The sequence below is a fragment of the Chryseobacterium turcicum genome (assembly GCF_021010565.1).
Classification (GTDB): domain Bacteria; phylum Bacteroidota; class Bacteroidia; order Flavobacteriales; family Weeksellaceae; genus Chryseobacterium; species Chryseobacterium turcicum.
Window position 1 is genome coordinate 2,308,250 of sequence record NZ_JAJNAY010000001.1, and the last position, 15,663, is coordinate 2,323,912.

The window sequence follows — 15,663 nt, forward strand, 5'->3', positions numbered from 1 at the left end:
TTTCAATATTTTAAAATAAAAAGGAAGCAAAATTTGCTTCCTTTTTATTACTTATTTAACAGTCATTTTAAAGACTTTTAGTTTTTCTGCTTTTTCGGTACTTATTTCAACTAAATAGTTTCCGGATTGTAATTTACCATTCAATTGTAGATAATGGGTTTTGTTTAGAGTGAGATACTCCGTATTGAGTAATTTGCCAGACATATCAAAGATTCTAACAATTGTCTTTTGTTTTTCTAAAATTTTTCCGGACACATAGAAGTTGCCATTATTGGGATTATCATAAAGCTGGAGCTCATTTTGCTTAGTTAATTCAGAAGTTGACAATTCATTTTTTACGCTAAACTTAGCGATAAAACCAAATGGTATATTTGGATAAGGGTTAATCATATTTTGATAGGCCGCGCCTTCTGTTCCAATTCCCGTTGTTGCCCCTGTAGTTCCCCATAATATTAATGAGCCATTATCCATAAATTTAGCATTGATATGTTCGCCAAGATTGTTACTACCACCACCGCCATAATATGATGCCCAAATTCTATTGCCATTAGAATCAAACTCTGCAAAATACATATTAGTAAGTCCTAAAGAGGTATTTGGAACTGTTGTGAGAAATGCTCCAGGTGTTGATATATTGCTTGTGGCTCCGTGCTGACTTCCAGTGATGACAATTCTGCTTCCCAAAACAGTTAGGTTGTTTGCTCCAAACAGACCATCATAGCCCGCACTTCCAAAATACGTACTCCATATTCTGTTTCCACTAAAATCAAATTTAGATAAGAACAGGTCACCATTTACCAATTGAGATTTATAGGCACCTATGGTTGCAAAATAATTGGGATATGCATCGTTTTCATCTTGTCCACTTACATAGATTCCGGTAGAATTAACATCAATTGCGCTTATACCATAACCTGTAAATGAAGTAGGATTGATAGGTGTTCCATAAAAAGTACCCCAAATTTTCTGACCTGTATTGGCATTAAATTTTAAAATTATATTAGCTGCTTCTGCTGTCGGCTGGAACGTTCCTGGATTGGTGAAATTTCCAGGCATTTGCGGTGAATAATTTGCTACAATATATAATTCATCATTAAACCATTTGAAATCAATTATTCCCGGAGTTGAAAAAGTACCCCATAACTTTTGGCCAGAAGAATTGAGCTTTACAAGGTATGAATTCTCATGTACGCTTCCGCTCGTCACATAGCTTGCATAGTTTTCCTGAAATACCCCGGGAGTTCCCAGTCCAGGCACATCATGCGTTACAGATCCTAATAAATAGATATCCTGATTATCATCAAATCTTAAGCTCATGGTATTGCTTGGCACATACGTAGTCCATGCTATATTATGAGAAGGGTCATATTTTGTAAGGGTAGAAGTTTGATTATTTGCAGTATTTACATTTTGATTGAGCCAAGCTCCTGGTGTTGCTAAATTGGGTACTTGTGTAGGATATTTTTTTAGAACGTAAACATTTTCAGAATTATCAATTCCAACAATTCTTTCAAAATTATTTGAAGCACCATTATAACTTCCCATGAGCATTTGTCCGGTAGGAGAAATTTTTGCAGAATAATAATTACTTTGATTTGGTGTAATTGTATTTCCACCTCCGGTTACGAATTGATTATAATAGGCTGAAGTATAACTATTTTGATAAGAAATATGCCCATTTACAAGAATATTTTGTTGAGAATCAATAAAGAAAGAATTCCCGTTTATGCTAAAGTCACCAAGATAAGTTCCGGTAGCTCCTATATAAGTTCCCCAGCTGCGTTGATAAGGAAATGTTTGCGTGTTGTAAGATGTAGAAAGTGAGCTAAACGCTATTAGTAGGAGTAATTTTGATTTCATGGCATGGTATTTAATTCACTTGCAATATAGTTATTTTAATTAAAACCTTTTAAATTAATAATTGATTGATATGAAGTATTACTTTACCCACAGTAAAAATTGGACAAATTGTTAGTTTTAACATTAAATTCACATTGCGTATTAAAAATATTCTTACATTTACTATGTAATAAAAATGAAATGAATCTTTTTTTTGCCTTTTTCAATTACGGAATCGCAATTAAATTTGAAATAAAAATTTAAGCACAGCATCGTCGGCTGTGCTTTTTTGTTGTTGTCTAATTAAAAAATGAGATGTATTTATCTATTGAATCCACTTCTAAAGAGTGGGTTCTTTTATTTTTTAGATTTCACAAAAGGTTTCTCCTGAGAAATCATAATTCCATTAATTACGTTTTGGTCTCTGTAAATCCAGATGTTGATGTATTTTAAATCTTTAGATTTTTCAAAATCAACATCAAAAACAATCAATTCTACGGGGTCGCTATTTTTCGTGTAATCTTTGACATACGCCGAATTAAGCTTTATCGCATTGATTTTTCCAGATTGATTCACTTCTTCACACTTCTTTTCGTAATCCTCAAAAAGTATTCTTTCTAACCTTTTGTCTAAAATAAAATGAGTGAATTGAGAATAATCTTTATTCTCACATTTTTTGTAATATTCTTTAATGAAATTTTCGCTCACATATACTCTTTCAGTGCTGATTTTGGAAGTGCCGATTTTCGTGTAATTTTTTTGAGCGGATGCAAAAAGTGAACCTGTTATTGCAAGTAGTAATAATTTTTTTTTCATGACAATGTGTTTAATTGTCTTCAAATTTAAAAATTAAAATTAATAAAACCTGAATTCGAGTTAAGTAAAGTTTAAAAATAGTTGACCATCATTCACTTTATTCAAATTTAATGATAATAATAAATTTACCAACCTATAAATATTGTTTGTAAAAAAACTAATGAAAAATTATACGCAAACAGTAATTTATATTACGACAGCTTTATAATAGAAATAACAGCAGTTTATATAAGCCCTCAACACGCGAAAGTGTTGAGGGTTTTTCTATTTAAATTAAATAAATGAACCGTGTAGTTATTTTACTACAACAACTTCCATTTTCAACTACAAAGAAACTTTTTTCGCCACCGTAGATTTGTAGTGTTCAAAAGAGAACAATTAAACAAGAATAAAAAATTAAAATATTATTACCATGACAAAACAATTCGCAATCGCAGCATTAACTATCGGAGCAATCGTATTAGGAACTAACAATGCTAAAGCTCAAAATACAACTGCTACTACAACAGTAAACATTACCCTGAATGACGTCATCTCCATTGATGCTGGAAGTACTGCAATTGGTAATACCGTTGACTTTAACTATGTTACTGCAGCAGATTATAACTCTAATCAAACCATTACTAAAGCCAACTCTTTGAAAGTTACTTCAACCAAGAACTTTAATGTAAAAGTAAAAGCAGGAGGTGCCAATTTCATGAATGGAGTTAACTTAATCCCTGTAAATGTTTTGACAATCAAAGCCGCTACAGCTGCCGGAACAATGGGCGGAACAAAAAGCGCGGTTGTTTTATCTGCAACTGATCAAAATTTAGTAGCAAATGCTCCACTTGGAAGTGCATTAACGCTGAATTTAGACTATACCATTCCAGCGGCGAAATCATCATCTTCTGATATTTTAGGTAAACCAGCTGGAACTTATACACAAACAGTAACTTATACTGCGACGGCTTTATAATATTTTTTTTTCATATTAATATTTTGTGATTTGGTGTTCTAAGGCTTCCTAAAGGAGGCCTTAAATTTTATATTTATTGATACCAACCCATCGAAGGTTTTCCAGGTTCAGACAATCCTTTAAAAACTTTATGGTTTAAAAAAACAAAAAACCGACAAGCAATGCTTATCGGTTCTTGAAAAATGAAAAATTAATATGGATATGAACTATTTGACGTTTTAGAATCGTTTTTAATTCTGAAGCAAATTTATATTTATTTAGAATAAATATAAATAATATTCGCCTGACTTTTATCAGTTTCTACTATTTAGTTCATTTTTCTCTCTTGTAAGCTGGTCAAGCTTTTTCAATAATGTAGGCATTCTATATGCGCCGTGCATATTTTCTACATTACTTTTCATATCATCTGCATCAATTCCAATCGCAGTAAGAAATAATGGTGTTTTGCTTTCTCCACGAAAAACGGTTTTTCTTAAAGAATCTTCACTGGCAAATCCGTTTTTAGCAATACCAATAACAGGATTTTTTTCATTTAAAGATTGATAAAGATAGCCTCCTAATCCTATTTTTCCAGTATTATCCAACGTTACATAGCCATCAACAATAATGAGGTCATCATCTGCTAAATCAATTTGTTTTAATAAGCTTAAAATGCAAGGTAATTCTCTTTTGTAAAAAGCTCCACTTTCATAATCAGCATTAATTTCTGTATTTTCGGTATAAATAAAACTTTCAATTTCAGAAGTCCAGTTTTCGAAGGCAATACAGACCGTTTTTGCAAAATCTTCGTAATAAAAAGTATCAAATGCGTAAATCATATTTTAAACAGTAAAAAATTCACCAAAATGCCACAAAACACCCGCCGGGTCAATAAGAAAACATTCTTTACCCCAATCCTCAGTTTTTATAGGAACCAATCGGATGGAGTCGTATTTTTCTTTTAGATTTAAAGAAATAAGTTCTTCCCAATAAAGGTCTACATTTTCTATTTCAAGGAAAATCATGGTGTTTTCAATCCACTCTTTTGCATAATAATCTTGTAGATAAAAGGCAAAATCTCCTTTTTTAAAGACCGAAAATTTAGGGTCAATTTCTACTTCTTCAAATCCTAAATCTCTGTAAAATGCTCTGCTTTCTGCAAAGTTTTTAGAACCTATAAAGGATCTTATTGATTTGATTTTTTGATTCATGATTTTAGGGATTAGTTGTTTAGTTTTTAGTTATGCAATTCAAAAAATAAAAATTTAAAGGTTTAAAAATCAATACACTGAAATACTTTAAAACTAAAATACTAAAATACTCCAAGTTTATTTTTTATCAACTACAATTCTTGCTTCACGATTTGCAAGCTCCCAAGCGGTAGCAAACACGAGCTGCGTTCTCTTTTGTAACAACGGAAAGTCAATTTTCTCAACATCATCTGTTGGCTTGTGATAATCTTCATGTATGCCATCAAAGAAAAATGCTACAGGAATCCCATGTTTTGCAAAATTATAATGATCTGAACGGTAATATAATCTATCTGGATCTTTAGGGTCATCATATTTATAGTTTAATTCCAGATTATTTGTTTTTTTGTTAGCTGCTTCATTAATGATTTTTAATTCTGAACTTAGCATCTCAGAACCAATCACATACACGTAGTTTTTTCCTCTGTTTTCTGCGTCATCTCTTCCAATCATGTCGATATTTAAATCAGCAACGGTGTTTGCCAAAGGAAAAACAGGATTGTCAGAGTAATAAGAAGACCCGAAAAGTCCGTGCTCTTCTCCCGTTACGTGTAAAAATAAAATCGACCGTTTAGGACCGTTTCCTTTATTTTTAGCATTTTGAAAGGCTTTTGCAATCTGCATTACTGCAACAGTTCCGCTTCCATCGTCATCTGCCCCGTTATAAACTTCTCCATTTTTTGTTCCTACATGGTCGTAATGTGCAGAAATTACAATGATTTCTTCTGGTTTTTCGCTTCCTTCTACAAATGCTAAAATATTTTCAGAATCAGGAAGATTTCCGCCACCTCTTTTATTCATGTAAGAAGACGGTACTTTTTGATAATATGAAGCTAATTTTTTAGGATATGAAACGCCTAAATCTTTATAAAATTGAATAATATACTCACCTGCCTTTTTCTGACCAGGACTTCCCGTGTCTCTTCCTTCCATTTCGTCAGACGCAATCACATATAGATTCTTCTTTAAGTCTTTAAGTTTAATCTTCTGATATGCTTTATTAAAGGCTTTCTCATTTTTAAGATTACTTGAACTCGCATTTTGGTTCTGATTATTAATCGATGTATTTGCTGCTCCACAACTCGTAAGAATAATTGCAGAAAATATCGGAAGAAGTAATTGCTTCATAATTAAAAAAATATTTCTCTAAAAATAACAAAAATATTTCACCTGCTTACCGATACCATTTTTTTTATATATTTGGGAAACACTATGGAAAAAAATTACGGATTTAATGATTATAAATTTTTCACAGAAATGTCTGAGCTTTCTTCCAGACATCAAAGTTACGATTTGTCTTTAGGGCTTCCCGATTTTGAAATTGACCCGCGTCTTCGGTATTTCCTCAAAGAATCTGTAGATATGATTAGCCACAGCTACGAATCGTTGGCGGGTAATTCTTTATTGATTGAGAATATTATTCGGTTTAATTTAAACAGGAAAAACAGTTTAAAATTAAAATATGAAGAAGTAAACATCGTTCCGTGTTCTACATTTGGGTTATACACATCTTTAAAGTCTATTTTAAATGCGGGTGATGAAGTTATCGTTATTCAGCCTTCTTATTACACCTATGCTCCTTCTATCGTTTTGAATGGCGGGGTTCCTGTTTACTATAATTTGGATAATGATTTTAAAATTGATTGGGAAAAGCTTCAACAATGTATTTCTACAAAAACAAAAGCGATTATTGTAAATTCTCCTCAAAATCCCACCGGAAAAACGTGGACTAAAGAAGACTGGAATCAATTGTATGAGCTTATCAAACATCAGGAAATCTATCTTATTTCTGAGGAAGTTTATGATATTTACTATTATGACAATGAAGAACATTATAGCTCATTTTTACATCCTGAATTAAGAAAGAGAACGTTTTGTATATTTTCTTTTGGCAAAATGTTCCACGCAACAGGCTGGAAGGTTAGTTATCTTTTAGCTTCAGAAGAATTACTTATCAATTTCAGGAATCATCAGCAATATATTTCATACAGTTCCAATTCGCCTTGTCAATATGCCATTGCAAAGTATCTTGATGTCTTTAATCCAGCAGAAAATCAAAAAATCATGCAGGATAAGCGTGATATTTTTAATGAATTGATACAACCGACTCCTTTAGTTGTTGAAGAAATATCTCAGGGTGGTTTTTTTCAAATTGTAAATTTCAGAAATCTTACCAAAACAATGACTGATGTTGAGTTTTCGAAATGGTTAACTGTAGAAAAGAAAGTTTCTTGCTTACCACTTTCTGCATTTTATCACTCTAAAACAGACTCAGATTATATCCGATTTAGTTTTGCTAAAAAAGATGAAGTGATTATTCAAGCTTTGGAACATTTAAAGAAGAACTTGTAATAAATAAGCAGTTTTTACTCTCTCTAATTTCACCGAATTATATAGATTGTACGGTCTTAGAATATTAATTTAAATTCTGTATGATTGACTTTTGATTTTTTTAATCATTTTTTTATAGTACATGGCAATAACTTAAAATCTTTTTTAACCGCAAAAGCATCAAAAGAAATGATTGGAAAAAGAGACGTTCAAAAGTTTACAAAATGTTTTCTTTACTTCATCACTTGTTTTATTAGCTTTTGGAAAACTTATCCATTATAAAATCTTTTGTCACTTTTGCGGTTAAAAAAAATGTCATTTACTAAATCATTTTTTATACAATTCTCGCAGATTAAAAATAGAAGAATCAATCTGCTTAATCAGCAAAATCTGCGAGATAAATTATTTTCATTTGAATTTAAAGCTCTAAAAGCCGGTAGATAAAAATAACAAAAGCACCGCAAAATGCAGTGCTTAAAATTTCCTTTTAATTTGTTTTAAAGAGCAGTAACTCTTACATCAATTCTTCTGTTTTTCGAGCGACATTCCTCGGTGTCATTAGCTTCACAAACTGGATGTTGCGAGCCGTAGCCTTCTGTTTCGATACGGTCTCCTGAAATTCCCAATTCTAAAAGTTTCAGCTTAGTTGTCTGCGCTCTAAGATTAGAAAGCTTCTGATTGGTTTCCTGATTTCCGGTATTGTCGGTATAGCCACCCAATTTTATTTTCATAGTAGGATATGCATTCATCAATTCTACCAAATTTAATAATTGAGCTTCTGCTTTAGGTTTAAGGTTGCTTGAGCCTACTTCAAAATACAAATTCTCCAATGTAAACCAGTTATTTGGGTCTAAAACTGCCTGGTCTTTGTTTTTTACGGCATTATACATTTGATAAAGCTGACTTCCTTCACCAATAGTAATTTTCTTGCCACCTTCAAGCTCTACTTCCTGAATATTTCCTGTATCGTAAACGAAATCTCCGTCTTCATTCAGATAACCTTTAATGATTTTTGGTGCAATAACCACGGTATTGATGACGTGTGTATTGGCTATTATAGCAGGATAAATTCCTGACATTTTTGTTAAAGCTTCAATTTTCGCCTTTCTATTGGCTTCAATTTTATCTTTATGTAAAACAGCTAAAGTAGGTGCAATAACCAAAGAAACAATCGACATTAATTTAATTAAAATATTCATCGAAGGCCCTGAAGTATCTTTAAACGGATCACCTACTGTATCTCCTGTTATAGAAGCTTTATGGGGTTCTGAACCTTTGTAATAGGTTTGCCCATTGATATCTACTCCTTTTTCGAAAGATTTTTTAGCATTATCCCAAGCTCCACCAGCATTATTCTGGAAGATTCCCATTAAAACGCCGCAAACTGTGGCTCCAGCCAAAAAGCCGCCCAATACTTCAGGTCCGAAAATAAAGCCAACCAATAATGGTGATACAATTGCAATCGCTCCCGGAAGCATCATTTTACGGATTGAAGCATCGGTAGAAATGGCAACACATTTTTGATATTCCGGTTCGGCTGTTCCTTCAAGAATTCCGGGGATTTCTCTAAATTGTCTTCTCACCTCTTCCACCATTGCCATTGCAGCCTGTCCAACGGCAGTAATCGCCAAAGATGAAAATATAAACGGAATCATTCCGCCGACAAATAATCCAGCTAAAACATCGGCTCTGTAAATGTCGATACCGTCAATGCCTGCAATTCCAACAAATGCTGCAAATAACGCGAGTGCTGTTAAGGCTGCAGAAGCAATTGCAAACCCTTTTCCGGTGGCAGCGGTAGTATTTCCTACAGCATCTAAAATATCTGTTTTTTCTCTAACTTCTTTTGGTAGTTCACTCATTTCGGCAATACCACCTGCATTATCAGCAATAGGCCCGAAAGCATCGATTGCCAACTGCATAGCTGTTGTAGCCATCATTCCTGCTGCGGCAATGGCAACGCCGTATAATCCGGCACATAAATAAGAACCGTAAATTCCTCCAGCAAGCACTAGAATTGGTAAAAATGTAGATTCCATTCCTACAGCAAGTCCACCAATGATATTGGTTGCGTGACCGGTAGAAGACTGTTTAACAATACTGGAAACCGGTCTTTTTCCCATTGCCGTATAAAATTCGGTGATAATACTCATTAAAGTTCCTACGACTAAACCAACGATAATGGCTCCAAAAACACCCATTTTGGAGAACTCATGACCTCTGAGAACCATCGTTTCAGGTAAGAGATAATTAACTAAGAAATAAGAAGCTACTGCTGTGATGACGATACTTCCCCAGTTTCCTAAGTTTAAAGCATTCTGTATATTTGATGTAGATGCTCCTTCATTATCATTAATTTTAACGAATAAAGTACCAATCATTGAGAAAATAATCCCAGTTCCGGCAATAAGCATGGGTAATAAAATCGGAGCAAACCCTCCAAATGAATCATTAGAAAGAGTTTCTCTTCCCAAGACCATCGTTGCTAAAACTGTGGCTACATATGAACCAAATAAATCAGCGCCCATCCCTGCTACATCACCTACGTTATCTCCCACATTATCTGCAATTGTTGCTGGATTTCTAGGGTCGTCTTCAGGAATTCCGGCTTCTACTTTTCCTACTAAATCAGCTCCAACGTCGGCAGCTTTGGTGTAAATACCGCCTCCCACTCTGGCAAATAAAGCAATAGATTCTGCGCCTAAAGAAAATCCTGTGAGGATTTCAATAGCTCTTTCCATTTCGTGAGAATCTACGGTTGCATGAGGAGCAAAAATTTGTTTAATAATTAAATAGACTGACCCTAAACCTAAAACAGCTAATCCGGCTACTCCCATTCCCATCACAGAACCCCCAGTGAAAGATACTTTAAGAGCTTTAGATAAAGAAGTTTTTGCAGCTTCGGCAGTTCTTACATTGGCTTTTGTTGCAATTTTCATTCCTATAAAACCTGCCAATGCTGATAATATGGCGCCGATAATAAAGGCAATTCCAATAGCCCAATGTGAATTGGAATTAGTCATTCCCATCACGGCTAATAAAATGGCAACTATAATCACAAAATACATCATAATCTTGTACTCGGCCTTTAGAAAAGCCATTGCACCGTCAGCGATATGCCCGCTGATAACTTTCATTTTTTCATTTCCGGCATTTTGCTTACTCACCCACCTGCTTTGAATAAAAGTAAAAAGAAGGGCAAGTACCCCAAAAATTGGAACTAGCATAAATAAATCCATAGTTTATTATTTTTATGTTAATAAATTGTAATTATCTTTATAAATGTAATGAATTTTGTAAATACTTTTAAAAATTAGGTATGATTATTCTATTTTTTTGTAAATTTATTCAATACCATTTTATATAAAACTATTATGAAAACTTTAATTTATTTATCAATTTCAGCATTCTTCATCAGTAGTTGCCAAACTAGAAAATCTGCAGAATCTCTTTATTTTGGAGGATCTATTTTGACAATGGAAGACGCCTCTCCCAAAGTGGAGGCAGTTGTTGTAAAAAATGGAAAAATATTTTTTGCAGGATCTAAAACTGAGGCTAATCATCATGTCAATAATAAGACAAAAATGATTGACCTTAAAGGCAAAACTTTATTGCCAGGCTTCATAGATGTTCATGGTCATTTTACTTCAAGAGCAGGTTTAATACAAGCGATAGATTTATTTCCTGAACCTTATGGCACTGTTAACTCTATTAAAGATTTACAAAATACCATTAGAAATTATATAAAAGAGCATAAAATTCCGGAAAATCAGCCTATTATTGGGAATGGATACGATGATGCCATCATGGTAGAACACCGACATCCAACAAAAGAAGAGCTTGATGCAATCAGTACAACCAATCCTATTATTGTAATTCATACTTCGGGTCACGTTAGTGTTGCTAATTCTGCGATGCTAAAACTAGTCAATTTATCAGATGCATCAAAAGATCCTGAAGGAGGACATTTAGGAAGAGATAAGAATGGAAAACTTAACGGAAAGTTAGAAGAAAATGCAAGTTTTAAAGCATTACTTACTATTACCGAAAAAATGAAAACAGGTGATTCTAAAGCTCAGGCTATGAATAATCTTATGAAAGCACAAGAAGAATGGCTAAGTTATGGGCAAACCACAATTTGTGATGGAAGAACGATGGGAGAAAGTGTAGATCTTTTGGAACAAGCCGCTGCTGAACATTTATTTAAAGTTGATGTGGTTTATTTTCCAGATTATGAGTATTTTAAAAAGGATTTGGATGTTTTTAAACCTAAATACATGAAATATCAAAATCATTTAAAACTTGGAGGGTTTAAATTTTCTGATGATGGCTCTCCACAAGGAAAAACAGCCTGGCTAACACAGCCTTATCTTGTTCCACCTGAAGGTCAGTCTAAAGATTATAAAGGCTTCCCAATATTTACAGACGAAGTTCTATACGAAGATTTAAAAACTTTATTTCAAAATCATATCACCGCTCAGCTTCACGTAAATGGAGATGCTGCAATAGATCAAGCGATACGGGTTATCAAAAGATTAAAAGACGAAAATATTTATACTCCAGAATTGCGTGCAACGTTGATTCATGTACAAAATAGCCGCCCTGATCATATTCAAAAAATAAAAGATTTGGGGGTTATTCCTTCTTATTTTTCCACACACACTTATTTATGGGGAGATTGGCATTACTCAAGTGTTTTCGGTCCTGAAAGAGCTTCTTTTATCAGTCCAGCAAACTCTGCATTGCAAGCAGGGATTATTTTCACGATTCATCATGATGCCCCTGTCACCCCTCCAGATTTGATTACTGCCGTTTATGCTGCTGTTAACAGAAAAACCCGTTCTGGACGAATCTTAGGACCTGATGAAAGAATCACTCCTCTTCAAGCATTGAAAGCAATTACCATCAATGCTGCTTATCAACTTCAGGAAGAAAAAACAAAAGGCTCAATAAAAGCTGGAAAATTGGCAGATTTTGTCATACTAGATAAAAATCCGGTAACGATAGATCCAGAAAAAATCCGAAGCATTATTGTTTTAGAAACAATAAAAGAAGGCATTCCGGTTTACACCAGAAAGTAAATGATTTCAGAATTATAGTTTTCATTAAAAACAACTTATTATGAAAAAAATTATCTCATGCATCGTTTTTTTATTTTCAGGAACGATATTATTTGGACAAGGTCATTACAACGGATCTTCCTTTAATCCGAATGATTATTTTGCCCCTCATGCCGGATGGATTATCCCAGTCTGGTACGGATATGCCAATATGGATTATCATAATGCTTCAGGAAAAAAATCTGATCAATTAATAAATCCAGCTCCTGGAAATCCTACAGATCTTAAGATTAAACAAAATGTAGTCACCAATTCTTTTATTTTAATGGCAATATATGGAGGAAAAGGTAAGGTTTTAGGAGCCAATTGGGGAATGATGATTATTCCTACCCTGAATAGCCCGACGGCAAATATTGCTTTAGACTATTATTCTAGTCAGACGGGATCAGGAACTTATGTTTTCACCAACAAAAGCATCGGGATTGGCGATATGTACATTCAGCCCGTTTGGTTATCTTGGACGAAAGGAAAATTCAGTTACGCTCTTAATTACGGAGTCTGGGCTCCCACAGGAAAATATAAACCTCACGATTTAGATAACGGAGGACATGGATATTGGTCGCATAACATTCGTGTAGCGGGAAAAATGAAGCCAACCTCTAAAACCAATATTAGTTTGGCAACGACTTTAGAGGTGAATCAATGGCAAAAAGACACCGATTTCAAAGAAGGGACTCATTTTACAATTGATGCAGGCGGATCTCACGTCTTAAACTCAAGAGGAGACGAAATAGGAGCATTTGCCCACTACGCTACTCAAGTAGGTGATGATAAAGGGACTAACGGAGGTTTTGCGTCTGATCAAATTGCTGGGATTGGAGCTTTTGGCTCTTACTGGATAGTTCCCATGAAAATTGGAGTAATGGCAAGAGTTACTCAAAATTTCGCAACAGAAAATCGATTTGGAGGAACGGCAATACAAGCCGGCGTCAATATTTTAATTCCATCTTCTTCTTCTTCTCATCATTAAATATTTAGGTTGTAAAAACTAAAAAGGGTAAATGAATTGTTCATCTACCCTTTTTTATATCTTAAATAAAGAGAATCTTATCCTCCAAATTTACTTGCGTAATCTTCCTGAGAAGCTATAATTACTTTTCTTGCATGCTCTGCTCCGTACACTTCCTGGATTCTACATTTTGCAGGCTCATCTGGTAAGTTTTTATACGTTAAGAAATAGTGCATCAATCTTTTTACTTCAGCTTCAGGCAATTCTGAAATATCTCTGAAATGACCAAATGCGTGATCACTAACCATTACGGCTACAATTTTATCATCAGCTTCACCTCCATCAATCATTTTGAAACCTCCGATAGGAATAGCTTCCATCAAAAGTCCTCCTGAATGAATATTGTGAGAGCTTAATACACAGATATCCAAAGGGTCATGATCTCCCATCGTAACGTCTGTAGCACCACTTTCTACCGCTAATCTCATTACTTCTTCATTACAGTAAGTTCTAGGAACAAAACCGTATAATGCAGGAATAATATTAGAAAACTTCTGAGGTCTGTCTACTTTAAGGTAACCAGTTTCTTTATCTATTTCATATTTAATGGTGTCTGAAGGAACTATTTCCACGAATACGTTAACCACGTTTGGCGCATCTTCCCCTGCAGAAATCCCATGCCACGGATGTGCTTTAAAATTTGGAATCATTATTTATATTTATTATTTAAATTAAGCTATTATTAAAATTTCTCTTCTCAAATCTTCTATTGTTGCCCCGATATAATCATTATCATTCATATAATTCATGATAAAAACGGTTTTATATTCATTAAGATTCGGGTTGTTATTAAGACTTTCGTAAGTTTTGTGCAGCAAATCTATGATTGCGTTTTTAGAATCTACGATATTCTGCCATGAATTTTTTGTTAAATAAAGTTGCTGTGAAGCATTATAATCAAACTCTTCATTGATGGTTTTCTCGGTAAGAAATACAAACTCGTGAGCTGCAAGGTCTTTATCAAACTTAAGAATAAGGTTTGAAGGTTTTATCCTTTCTAAAAAAAGAGTCATTCTTTCATAAGAATGGGTTTTATTTTCAGAATTAGATTTTACAGAAAGTAGTTTTATCTCCTGATTTTTTAAGTTGATGTACGAATACACAAATTGTCTCAGCAAAACCAAAAACGGAATTGCTATAACTAATGCGGCTGCATAGGGTAAATAGTCTGAAAAATCTGTCATAATTTGAGGTAGCAAAATTACTAATAAATTGGCTCTTAGGAAAGTTTTTTAAATAAATCTTCTTTTGAACTTTGAATGTAAACTAAACTAAGAATAATGATGAGATAATAACCAATCATCATTCTGTTGACCATCGGTGGAAAAATCAAAAATCTAAGAAAAATAGATAGCATCAACAATGTAATATTAAGGATTTGTAGAGATTAATAAGATAAAGCTATCAAAAAAGATCGTTTTCTTAGGTATATTTACAATTCAAATAAGGCAGGTCTTTGGGTAACCTCATGATAACACACGCTTTTCTCATCAAAATAATGATACACTAAGCTTTTTCTTGTCTTTGTTTTGTCTAAGTGTGGTTCGCCACCGTGAAGAATATTGGCATGCCAAATCAAAAGATCTCCTTTTTTAGCTCTGAAAATTTCCTTTTTTAATCCTAATTCTTTCACTTTATTTTCTAGATACTCTTCGTAAGCCAAATAGCTTTTCTTACCTATTTTAAATGGAGTTCCTTCATTATCGTAATCAGAATTCAGGAAATACGGAAGTTTATGGCTTCCCGGAATATAATGTAGAGCACCATTTGTTTCATCTACATCTTCTAGGGCAATCCAAACTCCGAGAAGGCCACCCAAAGGATAAGTCGTCATGTGAATGCTGTCTGAATGTGTTTTTTGCTGGCTTCCATTGATAAAATTGATGCTCTGAAACAATTTGGCATCTCCATCAATCAAAACCGATAAAAATTCGAGTAGGTTTTTATCATTTCCAATATTTTTAATGATTTCAGAATGATGAATAACAAACATCAACTTGCCTCCATAACGAAATTTTATGGTTCCCGCTTTCATCAGTTTCTCAATCTCATCATTGATTTGATCTGCAGTTTCGGGTTTAATATAATTCCTCAAAACTAAGAACCCTTTATCGTCAAAACCTGCGGCACTGGTTTTATTTTCTTCGGAAAGATTCTTGTAAAACTCTGTATCGAATAGTTTTTGCTCATCAAATATCCTTTCATTTTCAGGTAAATGGGCAAAATCTTTGCTTGAGATGCTTGAAAAGTAGCTTTTATCAAGTCCGTATTTTTTATAAAGCGGAATGTTATGCTGTAATTTTTTTTTATTGAAAAAATTATAAATCATGTAGGGCAACTTATAATTGCGAATCTTCTTTA

Annotated in this window: 13 protein-coding genes; 4 read left to right on the plus strand and 9 right to left on the minus strand. The window is 33.7% G+C overall.

The window, feature by feature from the left end:
- Positions 1–51: 51 nt before the first annotated feature.
- Both LO744_RS10520 and LO744_RS10525 read right to left on the minus strand, forming a co-directional pair.
- On the minus strand, positions 52–1,860 hold the full coding sequence (locus LO744_RS10520) for a T9SS type A sorting domain-containing protein (protein WP_230669221.1): 1,809 nt from the start codon (positions 1,858–1,860) through the stop codon (positions 52–54).
- Between the two features lie 336 nt (positions 1,861–2,196).
- Positions 2,197–2,655, minus strand: a complete 459-nt coding sequence (locus LO744_RS10525) for a hypothetical protein (RefSeq protein WP_230669222.1) — start codon at positions 2,653–2,655, stop codon at positions 2,197–2,199.
- 412 nt (positions 2,656–3,067) lie between these two features.
- Between LO744_RS10525 and LO744_RS10530 the strand changes: the two genes are divergently transcribed.
- The gene (locus tag LO744_RS10530; protein ID WP_230669223.1) at positions 3,068–3,613 is read left to right on the plus strand and encodes a peptidoglycan-binding protein LysM; all 546 of its coding nucleotides are present in this window, start codon (positions 3,068–3,070) and stop codon (positions 3,611–3,613) included.
- A gap of 293 nt (positions 3,614–3,906) precedes the next feature.
- Here LO744_RS10530 and LO744_RS10535 read toward each other — a convergent pair whose 3' ends face one another.
- The 3 genes from LO744_RS10535 to LO744_RS10545 form a co-directional block, all read right to left on the minus strand.
- Complete coding sequence (locus LO744_RS10535) at positions 3,907–4,431, minus strand: endonuclease V (RefSeq protein ID WP_230669224.1); 525 nt, start codon at positions 4,429–4,431, stop codon at positions 3,907–3,909.
- 3 nt (positions 4,432–4,434) lie between these two features.
- On the minus strand, positions 4,435–4,803 hold the full coding sequence (locus LO744_RS10540) for a VOC family protein (protein WP_230669225.1): 369 nt from the start codon (positions 4,801–4,803) through the stop codon (positions 4,435–4,437).
- 117 nt (positions 4,804–4,920) lie between these two features.
- Positions 4,921–5,970 carry a M28 family metallopeptidase gene (locus tag LO744_RS10545; protein WP_230669226.1) on the minus strand — a complete coding sequence of 350 codons (1,050 nt, stop codon included), beginning with the start codon at positions 5,968–5,970 and terminating at the stop codon, positions 4,921–4,923.
- Positions 5,971–6,054: 84 nt separating this feature from the next.
- Here LO744_RS10545 and LO744_RS10550 point away from each other — a divergent pair, with 84 nt between their 5' ends.
- On the plus strand, positions 6,055–7,194 hold the full coding sequence (locus LO744_RS10550; RefSeq protein WP_230669227.1) for an aminotransferase class I/II-fold pyridoxal phosphate-dependent enzyme: 1,140 nt from the start codon (positions 6,055–6,057) through the stop codon (positions 7,192–7,194).
- A gap of 476 nt (positions 7,195–7,670) precedes the next feature.
- On the opposite strand, the gene LO744_RS10555 is transcribed toward LO744_RS10550, so the two are convergent.
- Complete coding sequence (locus LO744_RS10555; RefSeq protein WP_230669228.1) at positions 7,671–10,412, minus strand: sodium-translocating pyrophosphatase; 2,742 nt, start codon at positions 10,410–10,412, stop codon at positions 7,671–7,673.
- Between the two features lie 135 nt (positions 10,413–10,547).
- Between LO744_RS10555 and LO744_RS10560 the strand changes: the two genes are divergently transcribed.
- Together LO744_RS10560 and LO744_RS10565 are read left to right on the plus strand one after the other, a co-directional pair.
- Positions 10,548–12,254 carry an amidohydrolase gene (locus tag LO744_RS10560; RefSeq protein WP_230669229.1) on the plus strand — a complete coding sequence of 569 codons (1,707 nt, stop codon included), beginning with the start codon at positions 10,548–10,550 and terminating at the stop codon, positions 12,252–12,254.
- A gap of 40 nt (positions 12,255–12,294) precedes the next feature.
- Positions 12,295–13,263, plus strand: coding sequence for a SphA family protein (locus LO744_RS10565; RefSeq protein WP_230669230.1), 969 nt, complete (start codon positions 12,295–12,297; stop codon positions 13,261–13,263).
- Positions 13,264–13,340: 77 nt separating this feature from the next.
- On the opposite strand, the gene LO744_RS10570 is transcribed toward LO744_RS10565, so the two are convergent.
- From LO744_RS10570 to LO744_RS10580, 3 genes are all read right to left on the minus strand, one after another.
- Positions 13,341–13,952: an inorganic pyrophosphatase gene (locus LO744_RS10570; RefSeq protein WP_230669231.1), complete on the minus strand. Its 612-nt coding sequence runs from the start codon at positions 13,950–13,952 to the stop codon at positions 13,341–13,343.
- Between the two features lie 21 nt (positions 13,953–13,973).
- Positions 13,974–14,486, minus strand: coding sequence for a DUF7935 family protein (locus LO744_RS10575; RefSeq protein WP_066675677.1), 513 nt, complete (start codon positions 14,484–14,486; stop codon positions 13,974–13,976).
- 248 nt (positions 14,487–14,734) lie between these two features.
- A complete protein-coding gene (locus LO744_RS10580; RefSeq protein ID WP_230669232.1) occupies positions 14,735–15,631 on the minus strand; it encodes a phytanoyl-CoA dioxygenase family protein in 897 nt (298 codons plus the stop codon).
- Positions 15,632–15,663 lie beyond the last annotated feature (32 nt).

What these genes read in the sequence shown, in the direction of transcription:
- LO744_RS10560 (WP_230669229.1), top strand. Translation starts at nt 10,548, where the DNA reads ATGAAAACTTTAATTTATTTATCAATTTCAGCATTCTTCATCAGTAGT.
- LO744_RS10565 (WP_230669230.1), top strand. Translation starts at nt 12,295, where the DNA reads ATGAAAAAAATTATCTCATGCATCGTTTTTTTATTTTCAGGAACGATA.
- LO744_RS10555 (WP_230669228.1), bottom strand. Translation starts at nt 10,412, where the DNA reads ATGGATTTATTTATGCTAGTTCCAATTTTTGGGGTACTTGCCCTTCTT.
- LO744_RS10540 (WP_230669225.1), bottom strand. Translation starts at nt 4,803, where the DNA reads ATGAATCAAAAAATCAAATCAATAAGATCCTTTATAGGTTCTAAAAAC.
- LO744_RS10580 (WP_230669232.1), bottom strand. Translation starts at nt 15,631, where the DNA reads ATGATTTATAATTTTTTCAATAAAAAAAAATTACAGCATAACATTCCG.
- LO744_RS10525 (WP_230669222.1), bottom strand. Translation starts at nt 2,655, where the DNA reads ATGAAAAAAAAATTATTACTACTTGCAATAACAGGTTCACTTTTTGCA.
- LO744_RS10575 (WP_066675677.1), bottom strand. Translation starts at nt 14,486, where the DNA reads ATGACAGATTTTTCAGACTATTTACCCTATGCAGCCGCATTAGTTATA.
- LO744_RS10520 (WP_230669221.1), bottom strand. Translation starts at nt 1,860, where the DNA reads ATGAAATCAAAATTACTCCTACTAATAGCGTTTAGCTCACTTTCTACA.
- LO744_RS10530 (WP_230669223.1), top strand. Translation starts at nt 3,068, where the DNA reads ATGACAAAACAATTCGCAATCGCAGCATTAACTATCGGAGCAATCGTA.
- LO744_RS10535 (WP_230669224.1), bottom strand. Translation starts at nt 4,431, where the DNA reads ATGATTTACGCATTTGATACTTTTTATTACGAAGATTTTGCAAAAACG.
- LO744_RS10550 (WP_230669227.1), top strand. Translation starts at nt 6,055, where the DNA reads ATGGAAAAAAATTACGGATTTAATGATTATAAATTTTTCACAGAAATG.
- LO744_RS10570 (WP_230669231.1), bottom strand. Translation starts at nt 13,952, where the DNA reads ATGATTCCAAATTTTAAAGCACATCCGTGGCATGGGATTTCTGCAGGG.
- LO744_RS10545 (WP_230669226.1), bottom strand. Translation starts at nt 5,970, where the DNA reads ATGAAGCAATTACTTCTTCCGATATTTTCTGCAATTATTCTTACGAGT.